Genomic DNA, 26994 nt, shown 5'->3' on the forward strand with positions numbered 1-26994 from the left:
CCTTTCACCCCACGGACGGAGAGCCCGCGTGTTTTCAGCCTTGCCCTTGAGCCGCTTTCGCCTGCCAGCACTGACGCTGATCATCAGCGCCCTGACCCTCACCGCGTGCAACGCCCCACCCTCCTCGACCCTGCCGCTGGCGCCGGAAGCCGCTTCCGGCTACCGCACCGATCTGCAAACCCGCCACGCCCGTCAACACATGGCCGCGGCCGCCAACCCGCTGGCCGCCGAAGCGGGTCGCGAGATGCTCCGTCAGGGTGGCTCGGCGATTGATGCGGCGATTGCGATGCAAGCGGTACTGACGCTGGTGGAACCGCAATCCTCGGGGATCGGTGGCGGCGCGATGATTGTGTTGTGGGACGGCAAACAGGTACGCACTTACGACGGCCGCGAAACCGCACCGGCGGGCGCTACCGAAAAGCTGTTTCTACAGGCCGACGGTAAACCGATGCCGTTCCCGCAGGCGCAGATTGGCGGGCGCTCGGTCGGCACACCGGGCGTGTTACGTGCGCTGGAGATGGCCCATCAGCAACATGGTCGCCTGCCTTGGGCCAAGCTGTTCGAACCGGCGATCAAGCTCGCCGAACAAGGCTTCGCGATTTCCCCTCGCCTGCATTCGCTGCTTGCCTCCGATCCGGTGATCAGTAAATCGCCAGACATGGCCAAGTACTTCCTTAACGCCGATGGCAGCGTCAAAGCCGTCGGCACGCGCCTGCAGAACCCGGCATTGGCCGCGGTGCTCAAGCGCATCGCCAACGAAGGCGCGGATGCCTTGTACAAAGGCCCGATTGCCGAGGAGATCGTCGCCAAGGTTCAGGGCCACGCCAATCCCGGCAGCCTGTCGCTGAACGATCTACAGCGCTATCAGGCCAAGGAGCGCGCGCCGCTGTGTACCGATTACAAGCGCTGGCAGGTCTGCGGCATGCCACCGCCGTCGTCGGGCGGGATCGCTGTGGCGCAGATTCTCGGCACCTTGCAGGCGCTGGAAACCCGCGATCCACGCCTTTCCCTGACACCGCTGAAACCGGTGAAAACCGACAAACCGGCCGGCATAGAACCTGATCCGCAAGCCGTGCATTTGATCGCCGAAGCGGAACGCCTGGCTTACGCCGACCGCGCGCAATACGTCGCCGATACCGACTTCGTGCCAGTGCCGGTCAAAGGCCTGGTCGACCCGGGTTATCTCGCCAGCCGCGCCAGCCTGATCGGCGAACGCAGCATGGGCAGCGCCAAACCGGGCACACCGCCGGGCGTGCAGGTAGCCTACGCGCCGGACCGCTCGCCGCTGCGCATCTCGACCTCGCAAGTGGTTGCGGTGGATGACCTAGGCGGCGCCGTGTCGATGACCACCACCATCGAAGCGGCATTCGGCTCGCACTTGATGGTTCAGGGCTTTCTGCTGAATAACCAGATGACTGACTTCTCGTTCATTCCCGAAGAGAACGGCCAGAAAGTCGCCAACCGCGTCGAACCCGGCAAACGCCCACGGTCATCGATGGCGCCGACGCTGATCTTCGACCGCAACAGCGGCGAATTCCTCGCCAGCGTCGGCTCACCGGGCGGCTCGCAAATCATCGAATACGTGGCGAAAACCACCATCGGCCTGCTCGACTGGAACCTCGATCCACAAAGCGCCATCAGCCTACCCAACTTCGGCAGCCGCAACGGCCCGACTGAACTGGAGCAAGGCCAGTTCAGCCCGGCGTTGATTCAGGCGTTGAAAAACAAGGGGCATGCGGTGAACGAGATCGATATGACCAGCGGCACCCAGGCCATCGTGCGGGTCAAGGATGCGCAGGGGAAAGCGTCGTTGGCGGGTGGCGCGGACCCACGGCGTGAAGGGGAAGCGTTGGGGGATTGAAGCCAGGACACAAACAAAAAAGGCTTACCGCGAGGTAGGCCTTTTTGTAGCTAACAGATTGTGTTCACTCGCATTCCGTCGCCTTTTCCTACCCCGAAAATTTGCTGCCACGGATAGAGTAAGTGGCTGTTCAGCAAACAACACTTTCGGGATCTGCTGGCATACATGAACACACAAATATTTGAACCGTACGTCCACCGACCGCCAACAGCCTTGCATCAGTCCCATAGCGGGACTAGGATCGCGTCATGAGAATTATCGCTGTCAGTCAGCTCAAAAATTTTTGGGAACGTTATCCGGACTCAGAGCAACCACTGTTGGCATGGATAGATGAAGCGAGGAAAGCAAGCTGGTCAACGCCCTCGGACATCAAGGCTCATTTTGCTTCTGCGAGCATTCTGAAAAGCCGCAGAGTGGTGTTCAACATCAAGGGCAATGACTTTCGACTGATCGTAGCCGTGGCTTATCGCTTCGGAGCCATGTACATAAAATTCGTCGGCACCCACAAGCAGTACGATGCAATCGACGCTGATACCGTCGAAATGGAGTAACCCATGAACATACGTCCGATTCATAACGAAGAAGACTACCGTGCGGCGCTCAAAAACGTGTCTGCACTCTTCGACAACGAGCCAGAACCGGGTACCCCTGAAGGTGATTACTTCGACATCATGATCACACTCATTGAGGCCTACGAAGCCAAACAGTTTCCAGTGGATTTGCCTAATCCAATCGATGCCATCAAATTTCGGATGGAACAGTCAGGCCTGTCAGCCGCGGATCTCGCTCCGGCTATCGGTCGAACAAACAGGGTCTATGAAGTGTTGAACGGCAAGCGGGCACTCACTTTGCCAATGATATGGAAACTTCATGAGCTGTTTGGAATTCCTGCCGAAAGCCTGATCAAACCAATTAAGCAAATCTGATACAAATTGCAGCACCCCAGCCTTTGACCGCGGCTCAGCGATTAGCCACCAGATGCGCCCCAAACAGCAAATAACAACCACCGGCCAAGCGATCCAGCCATTGCCGCGAACGCTCATACACACCTGCGATCCGCCGACTGGCGAAGAACAGCGCCACGCAGCAATACCAGCTGAACGACAGCGTCGCCATCGTCATCACCGCCAGTGCCAGCAACAGTGGCGGGATGTGAGCCGGCATGGCGGTGGCGAAGATGGTGGCGACAAACAGTGCGGATTTGGGATTGGTCATGTTGCCCAGAAAGCCCCGCCCGTAAGCGCCGAGCAACGTCTGCTCCGAGGTATCGAGCGTGCCAGGGACGATCGGCGGCTTGCGCTTGAACTGCTTGAGTCCGAGGTAGATCAGGTAACAGCCGCCGGCAATCTTGAAGCTCAGGTACAGCGTCGGCGCGGCACTGAACAGCGACTGAATGCCCAGGCCGCCCGCCAGTCCCCACAGCACGGTTCCGCTGGCGACGCCGAGCGCCGCGACGACGCCATGGCGGCGCGAACGGCTGACTGCCAATTGAGCGATGTTGAAGAAGTTAGGCCCGGGCGTGACCACGGCGACCGTCCACAACAGGGCCAGCGACAGCAACGGCGCCAGATAACTCGAAAGGGAAAGATCCATGGGGCATGCGCCTGATCGGTTCGACGATGCCCTCTACCTTGCAACATCCAGCAACGTTTTGCCATCAACAACCATCAAACCGCTAGCGTCTTGCCATCCACCGCATCGCCAATCTTCAGGAAATGCCCACCCGCCACATGGTGCAAGGTGCGCAAACCGTCATGCCCTTCGAAATGCCAGCGCCCGTCGCTGAACACGCGTTCATCGGCTTGGGCGGCGATGACTTCGGCGAGGAACAGGTCGTACTGTTCGTGGTTGCGCGGCTCCGGCAGCAAACGGCATTCGAGCCAGGCGACGCAACCGTCGAGCAATGGCGCTTCGACTTGCTCACCGCTGAAAGTTTGCAGGCCGTACGCCTGAAACTTGTCCTGCCCCTGGCTTTGGGTGATTTCCAGGCCAGACGTATTGCCGACGGTTTGCACGATGTCGGCCTGATCGACGCACGGCACGTTGAGTACGAATGTGCCGGAGGCTTCGAGCAGTTGTCGCGTCCAGGTGGATTTGTCGAGCACGACGGCGACTTTCGGCGGTTCGAAATCCAGCGGCATCGCCCAGGCGGCCGCCATGATATTGCGCTGGCCATCATGGGCGGCGCTGACCAGCACGGTTGGGCCGTGATTGAGCAGGCGGTAGGCTTTGTTGAGAGGAACCGGGCGGCGGTGGGCGTTGCTCATGGGGATCTGCTCCGGGGAAAAAGGAGCCGATTGTAGCGCCAACGTAAATTTGTAGGAGTGAGCCTGCTCGCGATCACGGTCTGACATTCAACATTTGTGCTGACTGATACACCGCTATCGCGAGCAGGCTCACTCCTACAGGGGATCGGTGCGGGTCAGTTGGAGAGTTGGTTGGCGAATTGGCCAACCGCATCCACGACCTTCTGCGCGCCGTCCTGAATCTCGACGATCACCGTGCCCGCCTCCGCCGCCAGCGCCAGTCCTTGTTCGGCCTGGAGCTTGCCATCGGCCATCAGCGCCACGGCGTTGCGTGCCATTTCCTGGTTCTGGCGGACCACGCCAACGATTTCTTCGGTTGCCTGGCTGGTGCGCGACGCCAGTTGCCGCACTTCATCAGCCACCACTGCAAAGCCGCGACCCTGTTCGCCGGCACGGGCGGCTTCGATGGCCGCGTTGAGCGCCAGCAGGTTGGTTTGCTCGGCAATCCCACTGATGGTTTTGACGATGGTACCGATGACCAGCGACTGCTCGTTCAGCGCTTCGATGCCTTCACCGGCAGCCTGCATGTGCCGTGAAAGATCGCGCATCACGTTCACCGCTTCGGTTACCACGGTGGTGCCGCGCTGAGCAGTGCTGTCGGTTTGCTGCGACGTGCTGTAGGCAATGCTGGCGGCGTCGGCAACCGCTTGCTCGCGATTGACCTGATCCGTGATCACCGTGGCGAACTTCACCACTTTGTACAGTTTGTTGTTGGCGTCGACCACCGGGTTGTAGGACGCCTCCAGCCACACCGTACGACCATGGCTGTCGACCCGTTTGAAGCGGCCGGCGACAAACTCGCCGCTGTTCAATCGACGCCAGAAGTTTTGATACTCGGCGCTGTTGTATTCCTGCGCCTCGCAAAACAGTCGGTGATGTTTGCCCTTGATCTGCGCCAGGCTGTAACCCATGCCGCCGAGAAAGCGATCGTTGGCGTTGAGCACGTTGCCATTGAGGTCGAACTCGATGACGGCGGTGGAACGTACCAACGCGCCGATCAGGTTTTCGTGCTCGCGAGAGGCTTCGATGGTGCGGGTCAGGTCGCTGGCGAAGATCGAAATGTGTTTGATCCGCCCGTCCGAAGAACGCACCGGTTGGACGATCGAACGCAGCCACGCTTCTTCACCATTGCCGCGAAGCAGGCGTATGGCGCCGGCGAAATGCTCGCCGCGGGTCATGGCGCTTTTGAAGCGGTGGTGGAATTCGTCGGACTTCACATGGGCCGGCACGATGTCTTCAATAGCCCGACCGATCAGGTCGTGGTTCTTGTAGAGCATCTCGTTGAGGAAGTTCTGGTTGACCGACTGCACCCGTCCATCGGGCTCCAGGGTCAGCACCAGCATCTCGCTTTCCAGGCTTTCCTTCACTTGCACAAGGCTGGAGAGTTCTTCACGAAGAGCGGCCAGCTCTTGCTTCAAGCGTTTGTTGAACATGGGAAGGTACCGATGGGCAGAGTAGAAAGCGGGATGCAGGCTAACCATCGGCCATGAAAACCTTTTCTGAAGAGCACTTGAGACCCATCAGTCAAAAATAGTTCTGGCTCTTCGCGTCAGGCAGTTCCGGCCACCTGACACTGTCCCGTGCGCGGCATCCGCGAGCCGAAATACGCCGCGCTGAGGATGCCCACTACGCCCATCACCGCGCAGAACATCACGCAGATCCAGGGGCTCCACGGCATCAGACCGATCAACAGCAACGGTGTGATGCTCGCCCACGCCGCGTAGGCAATGTTGTAGGTAAAGGAGATGCCTGACACACGAATGCGTGCCGGGAACAGCCCGACCATCACCGACGGCACCGCGCCTACGACACCACACGCCAGACCGGCCACCGCGTAGGCCAGACCGAGCCAATGACCGCCCGAGATCAGACAGCCGTAAAGCACTGCGATGCCCAATGGCAGCAGCAGGCTATAGAGCATGACCGTGCGCCACGCGCCGATGCGGTCGACCAGCAGCCCGGCGAGCACGCAGCCGATATTGAGGAAGACGATGCCCAATGCGCTCAGGGCGAAGGTGTGGCTGGCGGTCATGCCGAAGGTTTTCTGCATCATGGTCGGGGTGATCACCACGAACACCACCACTGCCGAAGTCAGCACGCAGGTCAGCAGCATGGCCGGCCACATCGCCAGTCGATGCTCGCGCAGCACCGTGCGCAGCGGCAGTTCGACCCGCGCCTCGCGTTGCGCTTCCATGGCCATGAACACAGGGGTTTCGCTCAACCAGCGACGCAGGTAGACACCGATCACGCCGAACACGCCGCCCAGCAGGAATGGGTAGCGCCAGGCGTAATCGAGGATTTCCGTCGGGGTGAAGACTTGCGCCAGAAAAGTCGCAGTCAGCGCGCCGATCAGATAACCAAACGTCAGGCCGGCCTGCAAAAAGCCCAGCGCATAACCGCGATGCCCGGTGGGCGCATGTTCGGCGACGAACACCCACGCGCTCGGCACTTCACCGCCTACGGCAGCCCCTTGCAGAATGCGCAGCGCCAGCAACAACAGGGGGGCGAAATAACCGATCTGTGCATAGGTCGGCATGATCCCGATCAGCAGGCACGGCAGCGCCATCATCAGGATGCTCAGGCTGAAGACTTTCTTGCGCCCGAGTTTGTCGGCGAAATGCGCCATCAGGATTCCGCCCAGTGGCCGTGCCAGATAGCCGGTGACGAAGATGCCGAAGCTTTGCAGCAGACGCAGCCACTCGGGCATTTCTGGCGGGAAGAACAGCTGGCTGAGGGTCAGGGCGAAGAATACGAAGATGATGAAATCGTAAATCTCCAGCGCCCCGCCAAGGGCCGCAAGACCGAGGGTCTTGTAGTCGGAGCGGCTGAACGGCGCAGGTTTGGCCGTGGGTTGGGCAGTCATGGCAAAGAACTCTGGATCAGGCAAAAACCAAGGCGCCCATGGTCTACGCAAACGGGCTGGTGGACAACCCGTTAGACCATAGTCATGGTTTTGCAAAACCTGCTCACAAAGCGTCGGCAGTTGAATTACTGTTAATGCCTGTCCTGCTAGGCGAACCACCATCGGCAAGTCATGCCGAGATCCTTGTAGGAGTGAGCCTGCTCGCGATAGCGCCAGATCAGTCAATACAAGTGTTGAATGTAAGAAAGCTATCGCGAGCAGGCTCACTCCTACAGGGGATGTGTGATTCGTCCGCAAGACCACAATAACCATAAAAATCCGAGGTATTCCTGTGGCCGTTGATATCGAAGATAGCCGCTCTGCGCGCTTTGCCCTGCGCTGTTCAAGTTTTGCCGAACGCTGGTTTCCCGATTCCTGGGTGTTCGCCGCGTTGGCCGTCATCATCGTGGCACTGGCCACGCTGGCCATGGGCGCCAAACCCACCGACGCCGCGATGGCCTTCGGTGACGGCTTCTGGAGCCTGATCCCGTTCACCATGCAAATGGCCTTCGTGGTGATTGGCGGCTACGTGGTCGCCAGCTCGCCACCCGCCGTCAAACTGATTGATCGCCTGGCACGCATCCCGAAAAACGGCCGCTCCGCCGTGGCCTGGGTCGCGCTGATCTCGATGGTCGCCTCGTTGCTCAACTGGGGACTTTCGCTGGTCTTCGGCGGTTTGCTGGTACGCGCCCTCGCCCGCCGCACCGATCTGAAAATGGATTACCGCGCTGCTGGCGCCGCCGCTTATCTGGGCCTCGGCGCAGTCTGGGCGCTGGGCCTGTCGTCGTCGGCCGCGCAGTTGCAGGCCAACCCCGCCAGCCTGCCGCCATCGATTCTGTCGATCACCGGGGTGATTCCGTTCACCGAAACGATTTTCCTCTGGCAGTCCGGCGTCATGCTGCTGGCGCTGATCGTGGTTTCGATCATCATCGCCTACGCCACCGCGCCCGGGCCGAACTCGGCGCGCGACGCCAAGGCCTGCGGCATCGACCCGGCCTTCAACCTGCCGCCGCTGCAACCGCGCACCCGGCCGGGCGAATGGCTGGAACACAGTCCGCTGCTGATCATCGTGCTGGTGTTGCTGGCAGCGGGTTGGCTGTTCCACGAGTTTTCGACCAAACCGGCGATCACCGCGATTTCCGGGCTCAACACCTACAACTTCCTGTTCATCATGCTCGGCGCGCTGCTGCACTGGCGTCCGCGCAGCTTTCTTGATGCGGTGGCCCGCGCAGTGCCGACCACCACTGGCGTGCTGATTCAATTCCCGCTGTACGGCTCGATTGCCGCGCTGATGACCACCGTCAAAGGCGCCGATGCGCAAACCCTCGCGCACCACATCTCGACGTTTTTCGTCAGCATCGCTTCCCACGACACTTATGCGCTGCTGATGGGCGTGTATTCGGCGATTCTCGGTTTCTTCATCCCGTCGGGTGGCGGCAAATGGATCATCGAGGCGCCGTATGTGATGCAGGTCGCCAACGATCTGCAATACCACCTCGGCTGGGCGGTGCAGATCTACAACGCCGCCGAAGCGCTGCCGAACCTGATCAACCCGTTCTACATGTTGCCGCTGCTCGGTGTGCTTGGGCTGAAAGCGCGGGACTTGATCGGTTTCTCGTTCGTGCAGTTGCTGGTGCACACGCCGCTGGTGCTGCTGTTGCTGTGGGCACTGGGGACGACACTGGCGTATACGCCGCCGGTGATGCCGTAAACCGGATCTAACAGTCGAAGTCATACCCTGTGGGAGCCAGCCTGCTGGCGATAGCAATCTGTCAGTCGACATCACTGTTTCTGACACACCGCCATCGCCAGCCGGCTGGTTCCCACCGTTGTTTCACAACTTCCTTAAGCTGTAACCCAGCAGTCATATTTCCTTGCTAGGGTCCGCCCGAAACAAGCTGAAACAATTTAGCGAAAAAATGGACTTCGAGATGAAAGACGAAACAGACGGCATCGACGCATCCGCACCTGAATCCGATAACCCCACCGACACCAGCCGCCGCCGCTTCCTCGGCGGTGTTGCGGTACTCGGCGTCGGTGCAACACTGAGCGCTTGCGGTAATACCGGCGACAGTTCCGGCCAACCGGTAGAACGCCCGCTGACGCCCGCCGAGCTGGATAAAGCCCTGCGCGAAAACGTGAAGAACGTCGTGGTCATCTACGGTGAAAACCGCAGCTTCAATAACCTGTTTGCGGATTTCCCGGGTGTCGAAAACCCGCTGTCGGCGCTGAAGCCGGAAGACGGCGCGCAACGGGATCGTGACGGCAATCTGCTGTCGACCCTACCGCCAGTCTGGGGCGGTCTGAATCAGGTCGGCCCGCAAACCCTCGATGGCGTGATCTACCCTGCCGGCACGCAATTTCAGGAACACCTGCCCAACGCGCCTTACGCTCTCAAAGGCCCGCAGGGCGAAGACTTGCCTTTAAGCCTGGTGACGCGCGATCTGTGGCATGTCTTCTATCAGAATCAGATGCAGATCAACGGCGGCAAGAATGACCGTTTTGTCGCTTGGGCCGACTCCGGTGGTCTGACCATGGGCCATTACGCCCAGACGCGTTATTCCCTGCGTCTATGGGATGTGGCCAGGAATTTGTGCTCTGCGACAACTTCTTCCAGGGCGCCTTCGGTGGGTCGTACCTGAACCATCAATATCTGATCAGCGCGCAGGTGCCGTTCTACCCGGATGTCGCCAATTCGATCGCCAAACCGCAAATCGCCACCCTGCAAAGCGACGACCCGACCGACAATCGTCTCAAGCCGCTCGACACCTCGCCAGCCAGCGCCATGACCGGCCCGCCGCAATTCGGTCCGAGCCTGCTGACGCCTGACGGTTACGCAGTCAACACCATGGCCCCGCCGTACTGGCCGACCTGGGTTCGCGACCCCGAGCGCCCGGAATACGCCAAGCCATTGCCGAGCGTGCTGGTACCACAGACGCATGATCATATCGGCGACAAACTGTCGAAGAAGAACGTCGACTGGGCCTGGTACGGCGGCGCATGGCAGGCCACGATTGACGAGTACAAGGATTCAGGCAACATCCCGAAAATCCCTAACTTTCAGTACCACCATCAGCCGTTCAACTACTTCAAGAACCAAGGCCCGGAAAACCCGGCCGAGCGCGCCAAGCGTCTGCGCGACGGTGGCCTGGGCGATGAGTCGAGCACCAACAAGTTCCTCGCCGATGCCGAGGCCGGCAAGCTGCCAGCAGTCGCGTTCTACAAACCTCAGGGCAACCTGAACATGCACGCCGGTTACGCCGATATCGCTTCGGGCGACCGGCATATCGTCCGCGTGCTGAAAGTGCTGCAGCAAAGTCCGCAATGGAAAAACATGGTGGTGGTGATCACCGTCGATGAAAACGGCGGCTGGTGGGACCACGTGGCTCCGCCGAAAGGTGATCGCTGGGGCCCGGGGACGCGTATTCCGGCGCTGGTGATTTCGCCGTTCTCGCGCAAAGGCACGGTGGATCACACGGTGTATGACACCGCTTCGATCCTGCGCCTGATCACGCGCACGTTTGCCCTGGAAACCCTCGACGGGCTGAAAATGCGCGATGACGCGATGACCGCCCGAGGCCAGAAACCAATGGGCGATCTGACCAACGCGCTACATTTTCCGGTCTGACGAAAAGTCCTGTGGGTCGGCTCGAAAAAACTCGGGCCGACCACTTCTCTGTGCCGCACGGCTGATCCACTATGAGGCGCCCCCGACCGTGGGGGACTCACGCTGAAAAGGATCTGAGCATGTTCAAACTCACAGGACTTATCCCCGCCACACTGGCCCTCGCCGCGCTTACCCTGAGCGCCGCCGCCCACGCCGATGTCGACCTGAAACTGGGCAGTACCGAACGCGTCACCCGCCTCTTCGCTTACCCCAACAATTGCAGCGTGATCTGCTTTCGCAACTGGTCGCTGGAGCAGACCGTCGCGCATTACCTGAGCCAGAGCGTGCAACGCGACGGCTATACCCATGCGAAAGTGTTGGTGAAAAACGATAACGGCCAGCTCTATGCCGAAATCAGCGGCGTGCCGAAAGGTTACGACAAGCCATTGGCGGCGCTGCTCGATGCCGGCGACTTGGCGTACACCGGCGCCAGCAAGCTCAACGCCGACGGTAAATGGGCCTACAGCTGGTATCTGTTCCTGCCGCTGGGTATGGCACTGGAAAATCGCAAGAGCATCGAGCTGCTGCACTTCCCGCCGGATTACTCGTTGACCCAGGCGCAGGACTATCTGCGTTCCAACACCACCGATCGCTGGGCAACGCTACTGACGGTCAATGGCATCCCTGCCGAACAGACCCCGGCCTATCAGACCATCATCGACATCGCCCCGATTGCCGCGCCGGCCAACGCCGGCAGTGACCTGGAAGGCGTCTACGACTACTTCAAGGAATACCAGACTACGCTGGTCAAACAGTTCAGTCAGACCGCCAAAGGCACGACGCTGCCGATGGTCGCTTTCGGCGCGCCAGTGCGTAACTGGATCAAGCAGCAATATGGGCCGACCGTGAACGTTTTGGGCCTGGCAACCATCAGCCCCAGCGCCGGCGTGAACGTACCGGTGCTCGGCTCGAACCACCCGAGTTATATCTGGTACGCCGCCGATCCGAAAAGCTATACCGGCGACGATGCGCAGGCCAAAGCCGATGCTGCCGGCCTGAAAGTGATGGGGCAGGATTTGAGCGCCGCCTGCTGGCAGGCCGACATGGGCAGCAAACTGACGAGCAATGCGCAAACCACGCTCGATAACTGCACCCGAACCTGGCAAGTCACGCAGAAGGTTAAAACCTGCGAGCTGTTCTACACCTCGATCCGGAACCTGAGTGAGCAACAGGCAGTGACCCAATGCGCTTCGACGCCAATCAAGGCACAACTCAGGCAATTGCAGGCGCCATTGCCAGAAAGTGCCGTGCCGGCGCCGCACCTGTAAGCGACGTTGGCCATTCCCGTGTCAGCCATGTCTGACGCGGGGATGCGTCTAACTCGCCTGTCAGATCTGACAGTAGACCGGGCATCATCTTTGCGACACGATCGGCTCCAAACAGCCACGTTGCAGAACTGACAGGACGTCAGAGTAAGGAAGTCGCAACATCTTCCGACAGGGATTGTTATGAATAGCCAAGCGCTTACAGGATCCGTCCCTCGCGATACCGAAGGCATTTACCCTTTTGCCGGATTACCCGTACGTCTGGGTTTTCCTGCCCGGGCCGACTTTGAAGTCCTCCACGATGAGCAGGCCACCCCAACCGGGATCGCGGCGCGACGGGATTTTCTGCGCATCAGCCGGATGTGCCGAGTGTCGGGGCAATTGCTGCCTTACCGATGTCGCCAGAGCCGACAACTGCAACTCGGCATCCACCTCTACGACCCGCGTTTCTGCGGCCTGCTGGAACACTCCTGCAACCCCAACGTGTTTCTCGACTTGAGCGAGCTATGGCTTTGGTCGCTGATAAATATCCTCAGCGGCGAACGGTTGACCATGGACTACGCCGCCACCGAAGACAAACTCTTGCACCAGTTCGCCTGTGATTGCGGCTCATCCCTTTGTCGCGGGTGGATCACCGGCTACGACGATCCACCCAACCTCGAAGGCCAGCAGTTTTTGCAGCGCTGGCGCCACTCAATCTGGCGCTGAAACGCCTTTATGGCGCGCCGACAGGTCGCAAACGGTATTGCGGCGGCAACTGTTCGAAACCGCTAATGGTGGCGTTCAGGCTTTTCCAGCGACCGTCCTTGATGCCATAGATGCAACCGTGAATCGACAGGCTCTGCCCGCGATGCCAGGCGTTTTGCACAATGCTGGTATGGCCGACGTTGGCCACTTGCTGAATCACGTTGAGTTCGCACAGGCGATCGACGCGCTCTTCTTCGGTCGGCAGCTTGGCCAGCTCATCGCGCTTGTCGTAGTACAGATCGCGGATCGAGCGCAGCCAGCCATCGATCAGGCCGAGCTGACGGTCCTGCATCGAGGCGCGCACACCGCCGCAGCCATAGTGGCCGGTGACAAGGATGTGTTTGACCTTGAGCACGTCCACCGCGTACTGGATCACCGACAGGCAGTTGAGATCGGTGTGCAACACCACGTTGGCGACGTTGCGGTGCACGAACAGATCGCCCGGCAGCATGCCAACGATCTCGTTGGCCGGCACACGCGCATCGGAACAGCCGATCCACAGGTACTCAGGCGTTTGCTGGCGCGCCAGTTTGGCGAAGAAATCCGGGTCTTCCTTGGTGATCGCGTCAGCCCAACGCTCGTTGTTATCAATCAGGTCTTGTAAGTCATGCATGCTGTAAGGCCTCAAGAAAGATGCGCAACTGTGACAGACGGCCGTCCGTCGGGGTCACGCCAGAATCGCAAGTGATTTCGTTGGAATTCTCGTGTGCCCGGTGAGTCCACCTTGTAAGGCCCACAGTATGAGGATTTGCCATGACTGATTCACGACGCCCTTACGATGCGGTGCAACCGGAGCCCATCGATGATAACGAAGACCGCATGGGTTCGGTGCATGAGCTGGATTTCGATGAAGAAGAACCCAGCGCGAAGATTGGTGATGAACTGCCCGAGCGTGAGCGCGAACAACTAATGCCTGACGAGCGCGTGCGTGAAGCAGGCTTCACGGGTGCGTCGACCGCTGATCACGAACCGACCGACGATGATATGAGCCCGGAAACCTTGATCCATGAGGACGGTGCGCGGGATGCCGAAGAGGCAGGTGAAGGCAATCAGGCCGATTGGGATCTGAGCATTGTCGATGAGGATGACATCGGCGGCGGCAATGGGCTGGATGAGGCAGAGCTGGCGCGGCGTGATCCGCTGGATGGTAATCGCTGATCTGCGTTGCCTGACAGGATGCTTTCGCGAGCAGGCTCGCTCCCACAGGGGAACGCATTCCAAATTGTGGGAGCGAGCCTGCTCGCGATGCTTAAAGGCAATCAGTCAACCAGGGTGCAGGCCATGACCACGGCGTCTTCGCGCCCGCCGACAGCCGGATAGTAGTCACGACGTCGACCAATCTCGTTGAAGCCATAACGCTCATACAAGCGGAACGCCGAGCGATTGCTGTCGCGCACTTCCAGGAAACACTCTCGAGCTTCTGCCGCATACGCTCGCGACATCAAATGCTCAAGCAATGTCAGCCCCAGCCCACGCCCCTGATTCTCCGGTTTGACGGTGATGTTGAGCAGGTGCGCCTCATCAAGAATGATCTGCACCACGCCGTGACCCACCTGTTGCTGACCTTCGAACATCAACCAGATCTGATATTTGCCCAAGCCATCGAGAAAAATTCCGCGCGTCCACGGATGACTGTATGCGGCGAATTCAATCTTCAGCACAGCGTCGAGGTCCGCCTCGATCATCGGGCGAAACGTTACGGCGTCACTCATTGATATCTTTCCAGCGCGCCATCAGCCGACGCATGGCTTGCCACACAGCGGCTTTGCGCTGTGGCTCTTCCATTAACAATTCCAGACCGGGAATGGCCCAGGCCGAGCCCAGACCTTCGATCTGCAATTCACGATTGAACGCTTCAGCATCCGCTTCACCGGCGAAACGTATTGCCGGCAAGCCAATCAACCAGAGACAGGTGCACGGTGCCGCTTCCATTTGCACCGAGAGGAAACCCTGGACGAAGTCGCGCGCCGCTTCCGGGCCCTGATCCATGGTGCCGCGGTTAAGCCAGGGCCAGCGTACCGGCTCGCCGACGATCTGCGGCGCCTCCGGCAGACCGGCGGCGCGCAGCATATCCTTGAGCAGCAGATAAGCGGGGTCGCGCGACTGGAACGGTTCGCCTGTGGGTAACTCGACCAGCAGCAGGCATCGCCCGGCGCGCAGCAACTGCAGGGCAAACCGTGGCGGCGGCACGGGCGCGGGTTTCGCGACCACTGGCGTGTCGTCGACTTCCTCCACCGGTTTGGCATTAGTGCGAGTGCTTGCCAGCGATGGGCGCGGCACTTCGATTTTCGGCCGCTCAGCCGGACGCTCAGCCGCCGCTTGTACCGGTGCGGCGGCCTGCGGCGCCAGCACCACCGCAACCTCAATCTCAGGCTCGGGGATGTCCAGCAGCTCTGGCCGGGACGGCGCGGCGAAGGGTAATTCGGTGCGCGGCAGCCAATTGACCACCTGCATGGCGTTCAAATAGGCGCGGCGGCGGGACTCGATAAGCAAGGGTCGGCCACTTGTGGATAACTGAAGTGGGCTGATTCTACCGCCCTTCGCTCAAGATCGCTTGCTGTTGATCGATAGCCTTGAGCGATGTTCTACCCAGGTGCTTTATCCAAGCGCTTTACTCAAAGAAAAGCGACAGCCCGTCCCGAGACTGAATCGCATCCTTCGTGATGCAGTACAATCGCCGCTTTTAATTGCCAACCAGCCGGGCATTCCGATGATCGAACCCAAGCGCGTCTTGCGCGCCCTCGCTGAACACTGGGCGCTTCTGGAGCCTTTGTGCGAGCACTTCGACCAAGGCACATTGAGCCTCAACGAACTGCGCACGCAACTGGCCGCCCAACAATTGGACAGCACGCCGCAGGACATCACCAGCCTGCTCGACGTGTGGATTCGCCTCGACATTCTGATTCCGGTGGCGAAAAGCCCGAACCGTTTCGAGCTGAACGCGCAGATCCACGACTTCCTCGCGTACTTGCGCAGGGAGCACCGGCTGGGCCTGTGCCTGGAAATCGAAGCCTATCTGCGCCACCTCGAGCGTCTGGCCGGTTACATCCAGGACGCGTTCGACATCCGCGACGGCCACGACCTCGCCCGCCAGTTGCGCCTGCTCGACATGCGCGTGCGTGACGTGCTGAAGAAGCTCGATAACGACGAACAGGCGCTGGTGGCCGTCGCCGAACGCGCGAAGACCAGCGACCGGCAGATTCCATTGCGTCAGCGTTACGCTGAAGTGCTGGCGACGTGGGACGAATACGTCGAGCCGATGATCGATCTGGTGAACGCCGACGGCGCTTTCGAACAAGGCGTGCGCAAGGTCGAAACCGTATTGCTGAAGATGCTCAGCGAGCAGCAACGCCTCGGCCATCTGGTCGATGACGACATGCTCCTGCGCACCCAGGCGCGCATCCTCGAAATGCAGACCAGCGCGCAACTGACCTTGCGTCATGCCCGCGAACTGCTGCTGCCGCTGCGTGAAGAAGCACGCCGACACAACGCCGTGACCCGTGGCGCCGCGCTTGCGCTGGCGGCGATTCGCCGTAAAGGTATCGATGCCGTGCCGCAAGCGGCGATGCCGCTGTTCACTCGACCGCAAAGCACCTTCCTCGGCAGCGCCAGTCAGGTCGAGGCCTACGTTTACGCGTTGGCGCGCTTCGAGCCGAAACCGGCGCGCTTCCCCAAGGCGCACAAGACTCAGAAAGGCGAGGCGCCACGTGCGCCGCGCACCGTGCGCGAGATGCTCGACCGTTGCGAAGACGCCCTGCCAATGCCGGACCTGATGGTCTGGCTGCTGGAACAGGAACCGGACGGCGCCACCGACGAATTGCTTTACTGGTTCTCGCGCCTGTCGCGGGAAAAACGCTTCAAGCGCGAGCGTCTGGAACGCCGCGAATATCACACTCACGAGCACCAGGTCAGCCTGCGCTCCTTCGCCCTGCTCTCGGCCAGCGCCAGTGCCGCCGAGGATTCTGCGAGCGCCCTCTCTGCAGGTACTTCAAATGCAACTTGATCTTTCCGAACTGTCGCAACTCGCGCCGATCTTCCGCGAGCTGTTCAAGGGCTACCACGTCAGCCGCCGCGACCCGGAGCTGTACGCGCAACTGTCGAATTTCCAGGATCAATACCGCACGCTGTTCAAGGCGCTGGGTTTTGAACTGGTCTGCGACACCCGTGGCTTCTATTACTTCGTACCGGACATGGCTGCCGCAGCGGTGAACAAGACTGCCCAGCGTCTGGCGCTGTTCACCTTCATCCTTGTCGAGCATCTGGCCGATCAGGGCCGCGATCCGATCGCCGTGCTCGATGGCGGTAGCCTCGGCCGCGAAGAGTTGCCATCGCTGCTGGAAAAATACCGCGATCTGTTCATTCAGGCCGAAGTACAAACGGTTGAAGAACTCGAAGAAAAGATCATGCGCCGCATGACTCAACTGGGTTTCGCCGGCGAAGAAAACGGCGTCTACCGTTTCCTGCCGCCGATGCATCGTTTCCTCGACGTCTGCCTGTCGGTGCAGCAAGACCGCGATCTGGCGGCCAGCGTGCACAGCGTACTGCCGCTTCCGGCGCCAGTGCTGATCGACGAAGCAGCCGAGGCCAAATTCCTCGAAACCGACGATCCGCTGGATCTCACCGAATTCGATGAAGAAAGCGAAGAAGACGCACTGGCCCGCGCCATTGCCGAAGAACAGGAGTCCGACGCATGAGCCAGGAACGCTACGGCATCCGCCGCTTTGCCCTTTTGAACACCGCCGGTTACAGCCTCGGCCTGTTCCCGCTGGAAGAGCCGTTGTCGGTTTACGGCGCGAACAACCTCGGTAAATCGGCGTCGATCAACGCGTTGCAGTTCCCGATTCTGGCGCGCATGTCGGACATGAGTTTCGGCAAGTACAGCCTCGAACAATCGCGGCGCTTCTACTTTGCCTCCGACACCAGTTACATCCTCGTCGAAGTGAACCTGCCCCACGGCCCGCACGTGATCGGCGTGGTCGGTCGCGGCCCGGGCGGCGGTTTCGGTCACCAGTTCTTCGCCTACGCCGGCAAGCTCGATCTGGCGCATTACCAGAAAAACGACACCTGCCTGCGCCAGAAAGAGCTGTTCAGCAACCTTGAGAAAGAAGGCCTGAAAGCCTACGAACTCAAGCCTGATGAGCTGCGTCGTTTGCTGGTTGGCGGTCACACGTCGATCCCGCTCGACCTGACGCTGATCCCGCTGCGTTCCACCAGCGAGCAGAGCCTGAAGACCTTCCGCGCACTGTTCATCAACCTGCTGCACATGCGCGAAATCACTGCGGCCAAGTTGAAGCAGTTGTTCCTCGATGCCTTCGAACACAGCCTGCGTTCCGGCAGCGTCGATTACATCGCCGCGTGCGAAGAAGCCTTCCGCGACGTACGACGTATGGAGCAGGACTATAACTCGCTGGTCGCTGCCGGTCCGTTGGTTGAGGCCTTGGCCAACGGCGTGAAACAGCGCGACGTGCTGCGCGGCAAACTGCATCGCCTGTCGCCGCTGCTCGACTCGTTGCTCGGCACCTGGTCGGACTACGCCAGTGCGCGCAAGGAAGAACTGACGATTCAGGCCGATCACTACCGTGGCGAGCAGGACAGTCTGCAAAACGATCAGCGCGGCGGCACTCAGGAACTGATGCGACTGGAGCGGGAAATTTCCGGCATCCAGCGCTGGCTCGGCGAACTGTCGGTCCTGAAGAATCGCTTTGCCTTGGTCGACGACGTCAAAGTGCTGGAGCAACAATTGCTCGCGGCCAAAGATGCCCACGACGAACTGGCCGGTGCATTGGCGCAATCGCGTCAATTCAGCGCCGAGGATCTGGAAGAGCGCCTGCGCGATCTGGAAAAACGCCTGAAGTCGGTGAAGCAGCAACTCGATCACGCTGACAACAACAGCTACGCCCGTCTGCGCGAAGAATTCTCGCAACAGGACGTCGAGCGCCTGATGCGCCTGTTCAACAGCGCACTGTTCAGCCTGCCGCTGGGCGAACACGGCATCACCCTCGACGACGATGGCGAGTGGGTGAAATCGGTCGAGCTGATTCTTGATGGCTTCAAGGGTGAACGTTTCGAAGTGCCGGGCCTGTCGATCGATATCTCCAATATCGAGCCTCCAGCCCTGCAAGCATTGGCCGACCGTGCCGCGCTGCGTGATCAGAAAGAGCGTCTGGAAAAAGAGCTCAAGCAGCTGAAAACCCAGCAGGCTGTAGCCGCCGACCGCGCCGCGAGCAAAACCCAGACCGAAGCGCTGTATCAGCAAGTGCTGGACGCGCAGAAAGCCCTGGAAGACTTCCGCCGCAGCCAGACCCTGAGTGCTGAAGAAGGCGACAAGCTCGAGCAACTGGCGCAGATGGAAGGCGCGCAGGATGAACTCAAGCGTTCCAGCGATGCCTTCACCGAGCGCGTTCAACAACTGTCGGCTAAGCTGCAACTGGTCGGCCGGCAGATCGCCGATATGGAAGCCAAGCAACGCACCCTCGACGATGCGCTGCGCCGCCGTCAGCTGTTGCCGGCAGATTTGCCGTTCGGTACGCCGTTCATGGATCCGGTCGACGATTCGATGGACAATCTGCTGCCGCTGCTCAACGACTATCAGGACAGCTGGCAAGGCTTGCTCCGCGCCGATGGTCAGATCGAAGCGCTCTACGCGCAGGTACGCCTCAAAGGCGTGGCCAAGTTCGACAGCGAAGACGATATGGAGCGCCGTCTGTCACTGCTGATCAACGCTTACGCGCACCGCACCGATGAAGCGCTGACGCTGGGCAAGGCCCGTCGCGCGGCGGTCACCGATATCGCCCGCACGTTGCGTAACATCCGTAGCGACTACGACAGCCTTGAGCATCAACTGGCGCTGTTCAACCGCGAGATCAACAAGCGTCAGGTCTCCAACCTGCAGAGCTTCCGTATCGTCCTTGCGCCGAACAAGGAAGCGCTCAAGCACATCGACCAGATCATCCACAGCGCCGGTCAATACGAAGAAGGCGAAACCCTGTCGGTGTTCGACCTCAGCCAGAGCGCCGAACAGGACAACAAGAACGAAGAGGCCAAGGAATACCTGGCGCGGTTGGTGGCGGCGAACCACAACCAGCTCGGCCTCAAGGACTTGTTCGAGCTGGCGTTCGAGATCACCAAGGTCAACGGCCAGCCGGTGATCCACACCGACATCGATGGCGCGGCGTCCAATGGTACGACCATGACCATCAAGGCGCTGACCAACATGTACTTGTTGCTCCACTTGATGGATCGCGACCTGGCCGGCCGCGTGCGTTTGCCGTATTACCTCGACGAAGCGGCGGACATCGATGAGAAGAACCAGGCAGCATTGCTGGAAACCAGTCTGCAATTGGGCTTCGTGCCGATTCTGGCGAGTGTGAAGCCGCAGGTTTGCGCCAGTGTCGCCATCGACCTTGAGGGCGGCAGCGGCCCGGCGGGGATCTACATCGATGAGGCGGACTGGAAGTACATCCGTCGCCATGATGCGGTGAAGGCGACCGTCAATGTTGAAGCGGATGAGCCGGAGCTGGACGCGGTTTGATCGGCTTTAGCTGAAGGCAATAAAAAGGGCCGCGATCTGCTTGGATCGCGGCCCTTTTTTATGGCTTGGGGTTTGTACTGGGCTTTGAGGCCTCTTCGCGAGCAGGCTCGCTCCCACAGTGGATGCATTCCCCTGTAAGAGTGAGCCTGCTCGCGATGGCGTCACTTCAGACACCACAGAACTACTTGCCGAGCGAAATCTTCGGCGCCCACGTCAGCCACTCATCCTCGAACTTGTCGAACAGTGGGAAGGTTTGTTCAGCCCGCGCCGGGTTGCCCATGCGCTCGCCGTCTGGCGTGGCGAAGGCAATGCCGCCCTGAATCGCCGTCTCAAGCGACTCCGTGCGTACCGTCAAACCGTTGAACAGGCCAATGTCGAAGCCCACACCACTGGTGTTCCAGAAGCGGCTGCCACTGCGCACCAACGGCGCATATTTCGGCTCGATCAGGATATGCACCAACACTCGGTCGGCGGTCTGGCCCAGCTCATAACCGGTGACCTTGCCCACAGTGATTTCACGGTAGGTCACTGGCACGCCGGGTTTCAACGAACCACGGCGAGCGGCGCTCAGGACCAGGCTCAAACCCGCCTCTTGCTTGGTCACTTCTGGCGCATTGGCCAAGGCAACGAAGTTTTTCTGCGGGCCAAGGTTCTTGGCAGCCGGTTGCACTTCAAGATATTGGCCGGTCACCAGGGTTTCCAGGTTCGACGTTTTCATCAGACCCAACTCAGGTTTGACCACCCAGAACTGACTGCCGACCCGGGCGATTTTCTCCGGTACTTCGGTGATCCGTGCGGTGAGCAGGACCGATTGCAGGTCGTCAGCCAAATCAACGCTTTCAATCTTGCCGACATCCAGGCCCTTGAAACGAACCGGCGTGCCGCTGCGCAAGCCGTCGGCGCGATCGACTTTGATCGTCACTACGGCGCCTTTTTTATCGGCGTCGTCATGGTTGGCGAACAAGCGGAAACGTGGAATGCGTTTCTGCAGCGGTGCCTTGGCTTGCGGCGTTTCAAAAGCAATGCCACCGGCCATCAGGGTTTGCAAAGACTCGCTCTTCACCTGAATCCCGCCGGTCAAACCGCCGGTCAGCGTGACACCGCTGACGTTCCAGAAACGCGTCGAGGCGTTGACCAGGTTTTCGTATTCCTTCTCGATGTGCACACCGACGATGATCTGCTTGCGAGTCTTGGAGAACTGATAGCTCTGTACCGAACCCACCTTGACCTGCTTGTACAGAATCGGGCTGCCGACATCGATCGAGCCAAGCGTGTCGGTGAACAACACCAGATGCAGGCCCGGAGAGCGCAAATCCAACGGCGGTGCTTTTGGCCGCGCCTCGAATTCGCGTTTAGGTGCACCGCCCTTATCGCCCGGACGTACGGCGATGTAGTTACCTTTTACCAATGCTTCCAGCCCGGTGATGCCAGCCAGTGAGATCGATGGCTTGACCACCCAGAACTGCGTGCCATCCACGAGATAGTCTTCAGCCAGCGGATCGAGCGTCAACTCGGCGGTAGCGCTGGACAGATCAGGGTCAATCTTCAGCGCTTTCATGTTGCCGACCTGAATACCTTTGTACATCACCGGCGTGCGGCCAGCCTGGAGCCCTTCGAAGTCGCTGAGTTTGACCTTCACGCGAATGCCGGCAGCGGCGGCATCAAAGTCCTCGTAGAGACGGAACGGCAGGCTTGGATCAGTCGGCGGACTGTCTTTGCGGTTCTCCGGCGTAGCGAAGGCGATACCGCCAGCAACGATGCTCGCCAGGGACTCGCTGCGCACTTTTACCCCGGAGAGATTGGCGTCGATGCTGATGCCGCTGGCGTTCCAGAAGCGTGTATGTTTGCGCACGAGTTTGGCGTAGGTCGGCTCGATGAAGACTTTGAGTTCAACCGTGCTTTGATCTTCGGAAAGCAGGTAGCTTTTGACCTGGCCGACCTTGATCTGCTTGTAGAACACCGGACTGCCACGGTTCAACGAACCCAGTCGATCAGCCTTGATGGTCAGGTGCAGGCCAGGTTTGGCGTCGGACAGCGGCGGCTCTTCGGCCAGTGCCTTGAACTTGCGTACCGGCTCGCCCTCACCTGGGCTGATGGCCACATAGTTACCTGAAACCAATGTCTCCAGACCGGTGATACCGGCCAGGGTCACACTCGGTTTGACTAGCCAGAAGCGTGTGCTGGTCTTGAGGTACTGCTCGACGTCCTTGTTCATTTCGATGGTGGCGATCACCCCTTTGGAGTTGCCTTCATCGTCGAGCTTGAGCGCCTTGACCTTACCGACCGACATGCCTTTGTACATGACCTCGGTCTTGTTGGCCTGGATGCCTTCACCACTTTCAAAGCGCACCTGGATCTCGATACCGGTTTCGGAATAGGCACGCCAGCCGAGCCAGCCGCCGATAATCAGCGCGATCAAGGGAAGGACCCAAATGGCGGACCAGTTAGAGGCCGGTCGGGTTTTCGCTACGGGCAAATCAGTCATGGTCGTCGTCCGACTCCGTGTTATCCCAAATCAGTCGGGGATCGAAAGTTACTGCAGCAAGCATCGTCAGAATCACCACACTGGCGAAGGCGATGGCGCCAAGATTGGCTTCGACACTGGCAAGCCGGCCGAAGTTGACCACCGCCACCAGAATGGCGATCACAAATATATCGAGCATCGACCAGCGGCCAATGAACTCGATGAAGCGGTACATCCAGATACGCTGGCGTGCAGACAACGGCTGACGCCGCTGCACCGAAAACAGCAGCAATGCGATGCCAACCAGTTTGAAAGTCGGCACCAGAATACTGGCGATGAACACCACGGCCGCAATCGGAATCATGCCGTGCTGTACCAACTGGATCACGCCGGACATGATGGTACTCGGATCACCCTGCCCCAAAGAACTGACAGTCATGATTGGCAACACGTTGGCCGGGATATAAATAATCGCTGCGGTGATCAGCAGTGCCCAGGTTCGGCCCAGACTATTGGGTCGGCGAGCGTGAACCAGCGCCCCGCAGCGGGTGCAGGTCTGCTCGTCGGTATCCGCTTCCTGTTTATTCAATTCATGGCATTCGGTACAAATCAGAATGCCCGCATCAATCGCCCGCATGAGCATCCTCTCCTGATAACGCCTGCCAGATCTGATGCGGCGACATCACCACCTCCAACCAGACCTGTATCAACAGCAAGCCGATAAAGCACACCAGGCCGAGGCCTACGGTGATGGCTGCCATGTCCGCCAGTTTGACGATTGCTACCAACACCCCCATCAGGTAAACCTCGAGCATGCCCCAGTCTTTGAGGTGGTGGTAAATGCGATACAGCAGCAAGCCGTAACTGCGGCCGATGTTGAAGCGGATCGTCAACAGCACAAACAATTGGCACAGCAACTTGAGCAGCGGAATTGCCATGCTGCACAGGAATACGACGATCGAAACACCCTTCATGTCAGTGTTGAACAGGCCGAGCACGCCGCTCCAGACCGTATCCTGTGATGACTGTCCGAGGATATTGAGTTGCATGATGGGTAAAAAGTTTGCCGGTATGTACAACAGCAATGCCGCGATGACCAAGGCAAGGCTGCGCTGCACCACGTTATGGCGGTGAGCGTACAACTCGTAACCGCAGCGTGGGCAGAGGGCTTTCTCGCCGTGGGCAAGCGTTGGCTTGCGCATCAGCAGGTCGCACTCATGACAGGCCACCAAGTCTTCCAGCGGTAAATCTGACAGCTCGGGAGCGTCAACCGACTCTGACATAAAGGCTCTGGCTCCGAAAAAGGTGGGACTATTCTAGTGTTCTGATTCGAAAATAACTGTGCAAATTTGTTCGCTATCGCGAGCAAAAAACTTTCCTGCGGGCAAAACAAAACCCCAACTGCTTTCGCAATTGGGGTTTCGGAATTTAATCTTGACGATGACCTACTCTCACATGGGGAAACCCCACACTACCATCGGCGATGCATCGTTTCACTGCTGAGTTCGGGATGGGATCAGGTGGTTCCAACGCTCTATGGTCGTCAAGAAATTCGGGTACCGAATCGTGGCCAGATGGCCTCGCTTCAGCAAATTGGGTATGTGACAGCTAGGTGTTTGTGAACATCGAACTTTCGGTTCGTTTCGTCTTCACACACCGCAACTTGGCCTTTCGACGCAAATTGCTTGGGTGTTATATGGTCAAGCCTCACGGGCAATTAGTATTGGTTAGCTCAACGCCTCACAGCGCTTACACACCCAACCTATCAACGTCGTAGTCTTCGACGGCCCTTCAGGGAACTCAAGGTTCCAGTGAGATCTCATCTTGAGGCAAGTTTCCCGCTTAGATGCTTTCAGCGGTTATCTTTTCCGAACATAGCTACCCGGCAATGCCACTGGCGTGACAACCGGAACACCAGAGGTTCGTCCACTCCGGTCCTCTCGTACTAGGAGCAGCCCCTCTCAAATCTCAAACGTCCACGGCAGATAGGGACCGAACTGTCTCACGACGTTCTAAACCCAGCTCGCGTACCACTTTAAATGGCGAACAGCCATACCCTTGGGACCGGCTTCAGCCCCAGGATGTGATGAGCCGACATCGAGGTGCCAAACACCGCCGTCGATATGAACTCTTGGGCGGTATCAGCCTGTTATCCCCGGAGTACCTTTTATCCGTTGAGCGATGGCCCTTCCATACAGAACCACCGGATCACTAAGACCTACTTTCGTACCTGCTCGACGTGTCTGTCTCGCAGTCAAGCGCGCTTTTGCCTTTATACTCTACGACCGATTTCCGACCGGTCTGAGCGCACCTTCGTACTCCTCCGTTACTCTTTAGGAGGAGACCGCCCCAGTCAAACTACCCACCATACACTGTCCTCGATCCGGATAACGGACCTGAGTTAGAACCTCAAAGTTGCCAGGGTGGTATTTCAAGGTTGGCTCCACGCAGACTGGCGTCCACGCTTCAAAGCCTCCCACCTATCCTACACAAGCAAATTCAAAGTCCAGTGCAAAGCTATAGTAAAGGTTCACGGGGTCTTTCCGTCTAGCCGCGGATACACTGCATCTTCACAGCGATTTCAATTTCACTGAGTCTCGGGTGGAGACAGCGCCGCCATCGTTACGCCATTCGTGCAGGTCGGAACTTACCCGACAAGGAATTTCGCTACCTTAGGACCGTTATAGTTACGGCCGCCGTTTACCGGGGCTTCGATCAAGAGCTTCGCGTTAGCTAACCCCATCAATTAACCTTCCGGCACCGGGCAGGCGTCACACCCTATACGTCCACTTTCGTGTTTGCAGAGTGCTGTGTTTTTAATAAACAGTCGCAGCGGCCTGGTATCTTCGACCGGCATGAGCTTACGGAGCAAGTCCTTCACCCTCACCGGCGCACCTTCTCCCGAAGTTACGGTGCCATTTTGCCTAGTTCCTTCACCCGAGTTCTCTCAAGCGCCTTGGTATTCTCTACCCAACCACCTGTGTCGGTTTGGGGTACGGTTCCTGGTTACCTGAAGCTTAGAAGCTTTTCTTGGAAGCATGGCATCAACCACTTCGTCATCTAAAAGATAACTCGTCATCAGCTCTCGGCCTTAGAATCCCGGATTTACCTAAGATTCCAGCCTACCACCTTAAACTTGGACAACCAACGCCAAGCTGGCCTAGCCTTCTCCGTCCCTCCATCGCAATAACCAGAAGTACAGGAATATTAACCTGTTTTCCATCGACTACGCTTTTCAGCCTCGCCTTAGGGACCGACTAACCCTGCGTCGATTAACGTTGCGCAGGAAACCTTGGTCTTTCGGCGTGGGTGTTTTTCACACCCATTGTCGTTACTCATGTCAGCATTCGCACTTCTGATACCTCCAGCAAGCTTCTCAACTCACCTTCACAGGCTTACAGAACGCTCCTCTACCGCATCATCCGAAGATGATACCCGTAGCTTCGGTGTATGGTTTGAGCCCCGTTACATCTTCCGCGCAGGCCGACTCGACTAGTGAGCTATTACGCTTTCTTTAAAGGGTGGCTGCTTCTAAGCCAACCTCCTAGCTGTCTAAGCCTTCCCACATCGTTTCCCACTTAACCATAACTTTGGGACCTTAGCTGACGGTCTGGGTTGTTTCCCTTTTCACGACGGACGTTAGCACCCGCCGTGTGTCTCCCATGCTCGGCACTTGTAGGTATTCGGAGTTTGCATCGGTTTGGTAAGTCGGGATGACCCCCTAGCCGAAACAGTGCTCTACCCCCTACAGTGATACATGAGGCGCTACCTAAATAGCTTTCGAGGAGAACCAGCTATCTCCGAGCTTGATTAGCCTTTCACTCCGATCCACAGGTCATCCGCTAACTTTTCAACGGTAGTCGGTTCGGTCCTCCAGTTAGTGTTACCCAACCTTCAACCTGCCCATGGATAGATCGCCCGGTTTCGGGTCTATTCCCAGCGACTAGACGCCCTATTAAGACTCGCTTTCGCTACGCCTCCCCTATTCGGTTAAGCTCGCCACTGAAAATAAGTCGCTGACCCATTATACAAAAGGTACGCAGTCACAGAACAAAGTCTGCTCCCACTGCTTGTACGCATACGGTTTCAGGATCTATTTCACTCCCCTCTCCGGGGTTCTTTTCGCCTTTCCCTCACGGTACTAGTTCACTATCGGTCAGTCAGTAGTATTTAGCCTTGGAGGATGGTCCCCCCATATTCAGACAAAGTTTCTCGTGCTCCGTCCTACTCGATTTCATTGACTAAGAGATT

General features: G+C 58.9%; 20 protein-coding genes, 2 rRNA genes and 2 pseudogenes (1 of these 24 cut by a window edge). 11 read left to right on the top strand and 13 right to left on the bottom strand.

Annotation, left to right across the window (positions count from 1 at the left end; translation table 11 throughout):
• Positions 1 to 28 precede the first annotated feature (28 nt).
• The 3 genes from ggt (at position 29) to JFT91_RS00790 (ending at position 2787) form a co-directional block, all read left to right on the top strand.
• Complete coding sequence (gene ggt, locus JFT91_RS00780) at positions 29 to 1861, top strand: gamma-glutamyltransferase (protein WP_201231330.1); 1833 nt, start codon at positions 29 to 31, stop codon at positions 1859 to 1861.
• 248 nt (positions 1862 to 2109) lie between these two features.
• Positions 2110 to 2412, top strand: coding sequence for a type II toxin-antitoxin system HigB family toxin (locus tag JFT91_RS00785; protein WP_201231331.1), 303 nt, complete (start codon positions 2110 to 2112; stop codon positions 2410 to 2412).
• A gap of 3 nt (positions 2413 to 2415) precedes the next feature.
• Positions 2416 to 2787, top strand: coding sequence for a helix-turn-helix domain-containing protein (locus JFT91_RS00790; protein ID WP_201231332.1), 372 nt, complete (start codon positions 2416 to 2418; stop codon positions 2785 to 2787).
• A 34-nt stretch (positions 2788 to 2821) separates the two neighbouring features.
• Here JFT91_RS00790 and JFT91_RS00795 read toward each other — a convergent pair whose 3' ends face one another.
• The 5 genes and pseudogenes from JFT91_RS00795 to JFT91_RS00810 all read right to left on the bottom strand — a co-directional run bounded on the left by JFT91_RS00795 (position 2822) and on the right by JFT91_RS00810 (position 7030).
• Complete coding sequence (locus tag JFT91_RS00795) at positions 2822 to 3454, bottom strand: LysE family translocator (protein WP_201231333.1); 633 nt, start codon at positions 3452 to 3454, stop codon at positions 2822 to 2824.
• A gap of 74 nt (positions 3455 to 3528) precedes the next feature.
• Positions 3529 to 4128, bottom strand: coding sequence for a flavin reductase family protein (locus tag JFT91_RS00800; RefSeq protein WP_201231334.1), 600 nt, complete (start codon positions 4126 to 4128; stop codon positions 3529 to 3531).
• A 155-nt stretch (positions 4129 to 4283) separates the two neighbouring features.
• A complete protein-coding gene (locus tag JFT91_RS30060; protein WP_518524859.1) occupies positions 4284 to 4844 on the bottom strand; it encodes a methyl-accepting chemotaxis protein in 561 nt (186 codons plus the stop codon).
• Positions 4824 to 5648: pseudogene (locus JFT91_RS30065) on the bottom strand (PAS domain-containing protein); the annotation flags it as partial. The pseudogene JFT91_RS30065 and the gene JFT91_RS30060, both read right to left, overlap by 21 nt.
• A gap of 68 nt (positions 5649 to 5716) precedes the next feature.
• On the bottom strand, positions 5717 to 7030 hold the full coding sequence (locus tag JFT91_RS00810) for an MFS transporter (RefSeq protein WP_201231335.1): 1314 nt from the start codon (positions 7028 to 7030) through the stop codon (positions 5717 to 5719).
• A 331-nt stretch (positions 7031 to 7361) separates the two neighbouring features.
• Here JFT91_RS00810 and JFT91_RS00815 point away from each other — a divergent pair, with 331 nt between their 5' ends.
• The 4 genes and pseudogenes from JFT91_RS00815 (at position 7362) to JFT91_RS00830 (ending at position 12709) form a co-directional block, all read left to right on the top strand.
• A complete protein-coding gene (locus JFT91_RS00815) occupies positions 7362 to 8780 on the top strand; it encodes a TIGR00366 family protein (protein WP_201228493.1) in 1419 nt (472 codons plus the stop codon).
• A 220-nt stretch (positions 8781 to 9000) separates the two neighbouring features.
• A pseudogene (locus JFT91_RS00820) lies at positions 9001 to 10697 on the top strand (acid phosphatase).
• Positions 10698 to 10816: 119 nt separating this feature from the next.
• Positions 10817 to 12004, top strand: coding sequence for a hypothetical protein (locus JFT91_RS00825; protein ID WP_201231336.1), 1188 nt, complete (start codon positions 10817 to 10819; stop codon positions 12002 to 12004).
• 180 nt (positions 12005 to 12184) lie between these two features.
• Positions 12185 to 12709: an SET domain-containing protein gene (locus JFT91_RS00830; RefSeq protein ID WP_201231337.1), complete on the top strand. Its 525-nt coding sequence runs from the start codon at positions 12185 to 12187 to the stop codon at positions 12707 to 12709.
• Positions 12710 to 12716: 7 nt separating this feature from the next.
• Here the strand turns inward: JFT91_RS00830 and can are convergent, their stop codons facing one another.
• Entirely contained in the window at positions 12717 to 13361 is a 645-nt protein-coding gene (gene can / locus JFT91_RS00835) for a carbonate dehydratase (protein WP_201228497.1), read from the bottom strand.
• Positions 13362 to 13501: 140 nt separating this feature from the next.
• Between can and JFT91_RS00840 the strand changes: the two genes are divergently transcribed.
• Positions 13502 to 13906: a serine kinase/phosphatase gene (locus tag JFT91_RS00840; protein WP_201231338.1), complete on the top strand. Its 405-nt coding sequence runs from the start codon at positions 13502 to 13504 to the stop codon at positions 13904 to 13906.
• Positions 13907 to 14007: 101 nt separating this feature from the next.
• Here the strand turns inward: JFT91_RS00840 and rimI are convergent, their stop codons facing one another.
• Positions 14008 to 14460, bottom strand: coding sequence for a ribosomal protein S18-alanine N-acetyltransferase (gene rimI, locus JFT91_RS00845; protein WP_201147709.1), 453 nt, complete (start codon positions 14458 to 14460; stop codon positions 14008 to 14010).
• Positions 14453 to 15202 carry an energy transducer TonB gene (locus tag JFT91_RS00850; RefSeq protein ID WP_201232222.1) on the bottom strand — a complete coding sequence of 250 codons (750 nt, stop codon included), beginning with the start codon at positions 15200 to 15202 and terminating at the stop codon, positions 14453 to 14455. Before JFT91_RS00850 ends, rimI begins: the two co-directional genes overlap by 8 nt.
• 256 nt (positions 15203 to 15458) lie before the next feature.
• On the opposite strand from JFT91_RS00850, the gene mksB reads away from it, so the two are divergent.
• Genes mksB through mksF form a run of 3 tightly spaced genes read left to right on the top strand, consistent with a single transcriptional unit; the run spans position 15459 to position 20279 of the window.
• Positions 15459 to 16751, top strand: a complete 1293-nt coding sequence (gene mksB, locus JFT91_RS00855; RefSeq protein ID WP_201231339.1) for an Mks condensin complex protein MksB — start codon at positions 15459 to 15461, stop codon at positions 16749 to 16751.
• Positions 16741 to 17442: an Mks condensin complex protein MksE gene (gene mksE, locus JFT91_RS00860; protein WP_158836229.1), complete on the top strand. Its 702-nt coding sequence runs from the start codon at positions 16741 to 16743 to the stop codon at positions 17440 to 17442. The genes mksB and mksE overlap by 11 nt, the downstream gene beginning before the upstream one ends.
• Entirely contained in the window at positions 17439 to 20279 is a 2841-nt protein-coding gene (mksF, locus tag JFT91_RS00865; RefSeq protein ID WP_201231340.1) for an Mks condensin complex protein MksF, read from the top strand. Before mksE ends, mksF begins: the two co-directional genes overlap by 4 nt.
• Before the next feature lie 181 nt (positions 20280 to 20460).
• Here the strand turns inward: mksF and JFT91_RS00870 are convergent, their stop codons facing one another.
• From JFT91_RS00870 to JFT91_RS00890, 5 genes are all read right to left on the bottom strand, one after another.
• Entirely contained in the window at positions 20461 to 22764 is a 2304-nt protein-coding gene (locus JFT91_RS00870; protein ID WP_201228501.1) for a PqiB family protein, read from the bottom strand.
• Positions 22757 to 23380: a paraquat-inducible protein A gene (locus JFT91_RS00875; protein WP_201147713.1), complete on the bottom strand. Its 624-nt coding sequence runs from the start codon at positions 23378 to 23380 to the stop codon at positions 22757 to 22759. The genes JFT91_RS00870 and JFT91_RS00875 overlap by 8 nt, the downstream gene beginning before the upstream one ends.
• On the bottom strand, positions 23367 to 24026 hold the full coding sequence (locus tag JFT91_RS00880) for a paraquat-inducible protein A (protein ID WP_201231341.1): 660 nt from the start codon (positions 24024 to 24026) through the stop codon (positions 23367 to 23369). Before JFT91_RS00880 ends, JFT91_RS00875 begins: the two co-directional genes overlap by 14 nt.
• Before the next feature lie 149 nt (positions 24027 to 24175).
• Positions 24176 to 24291, bottom strand: a 5S ribosomal RNA gene (rrf, locus tag JFT91_RS00885).
• A gap of 148 nt (positions 24292 to 24439) precedes the next feature.
• A 23S ribosomal RNA gene (locus tag JFT91_RS00890) occupies positions 24440 to 26994 on the bottom strand (it continues 340 nt past the right edge of the window).

Origin of the sequence: Pseudomonas sp. TH08, from assembly GCF_016651275.1 — a bacterium.
GTDB lineage: Bacteria > Pseudomonadota > Gammaproteobacteria > Pseudomonadales > Pseudomonadaceae > Aquipseudomonas.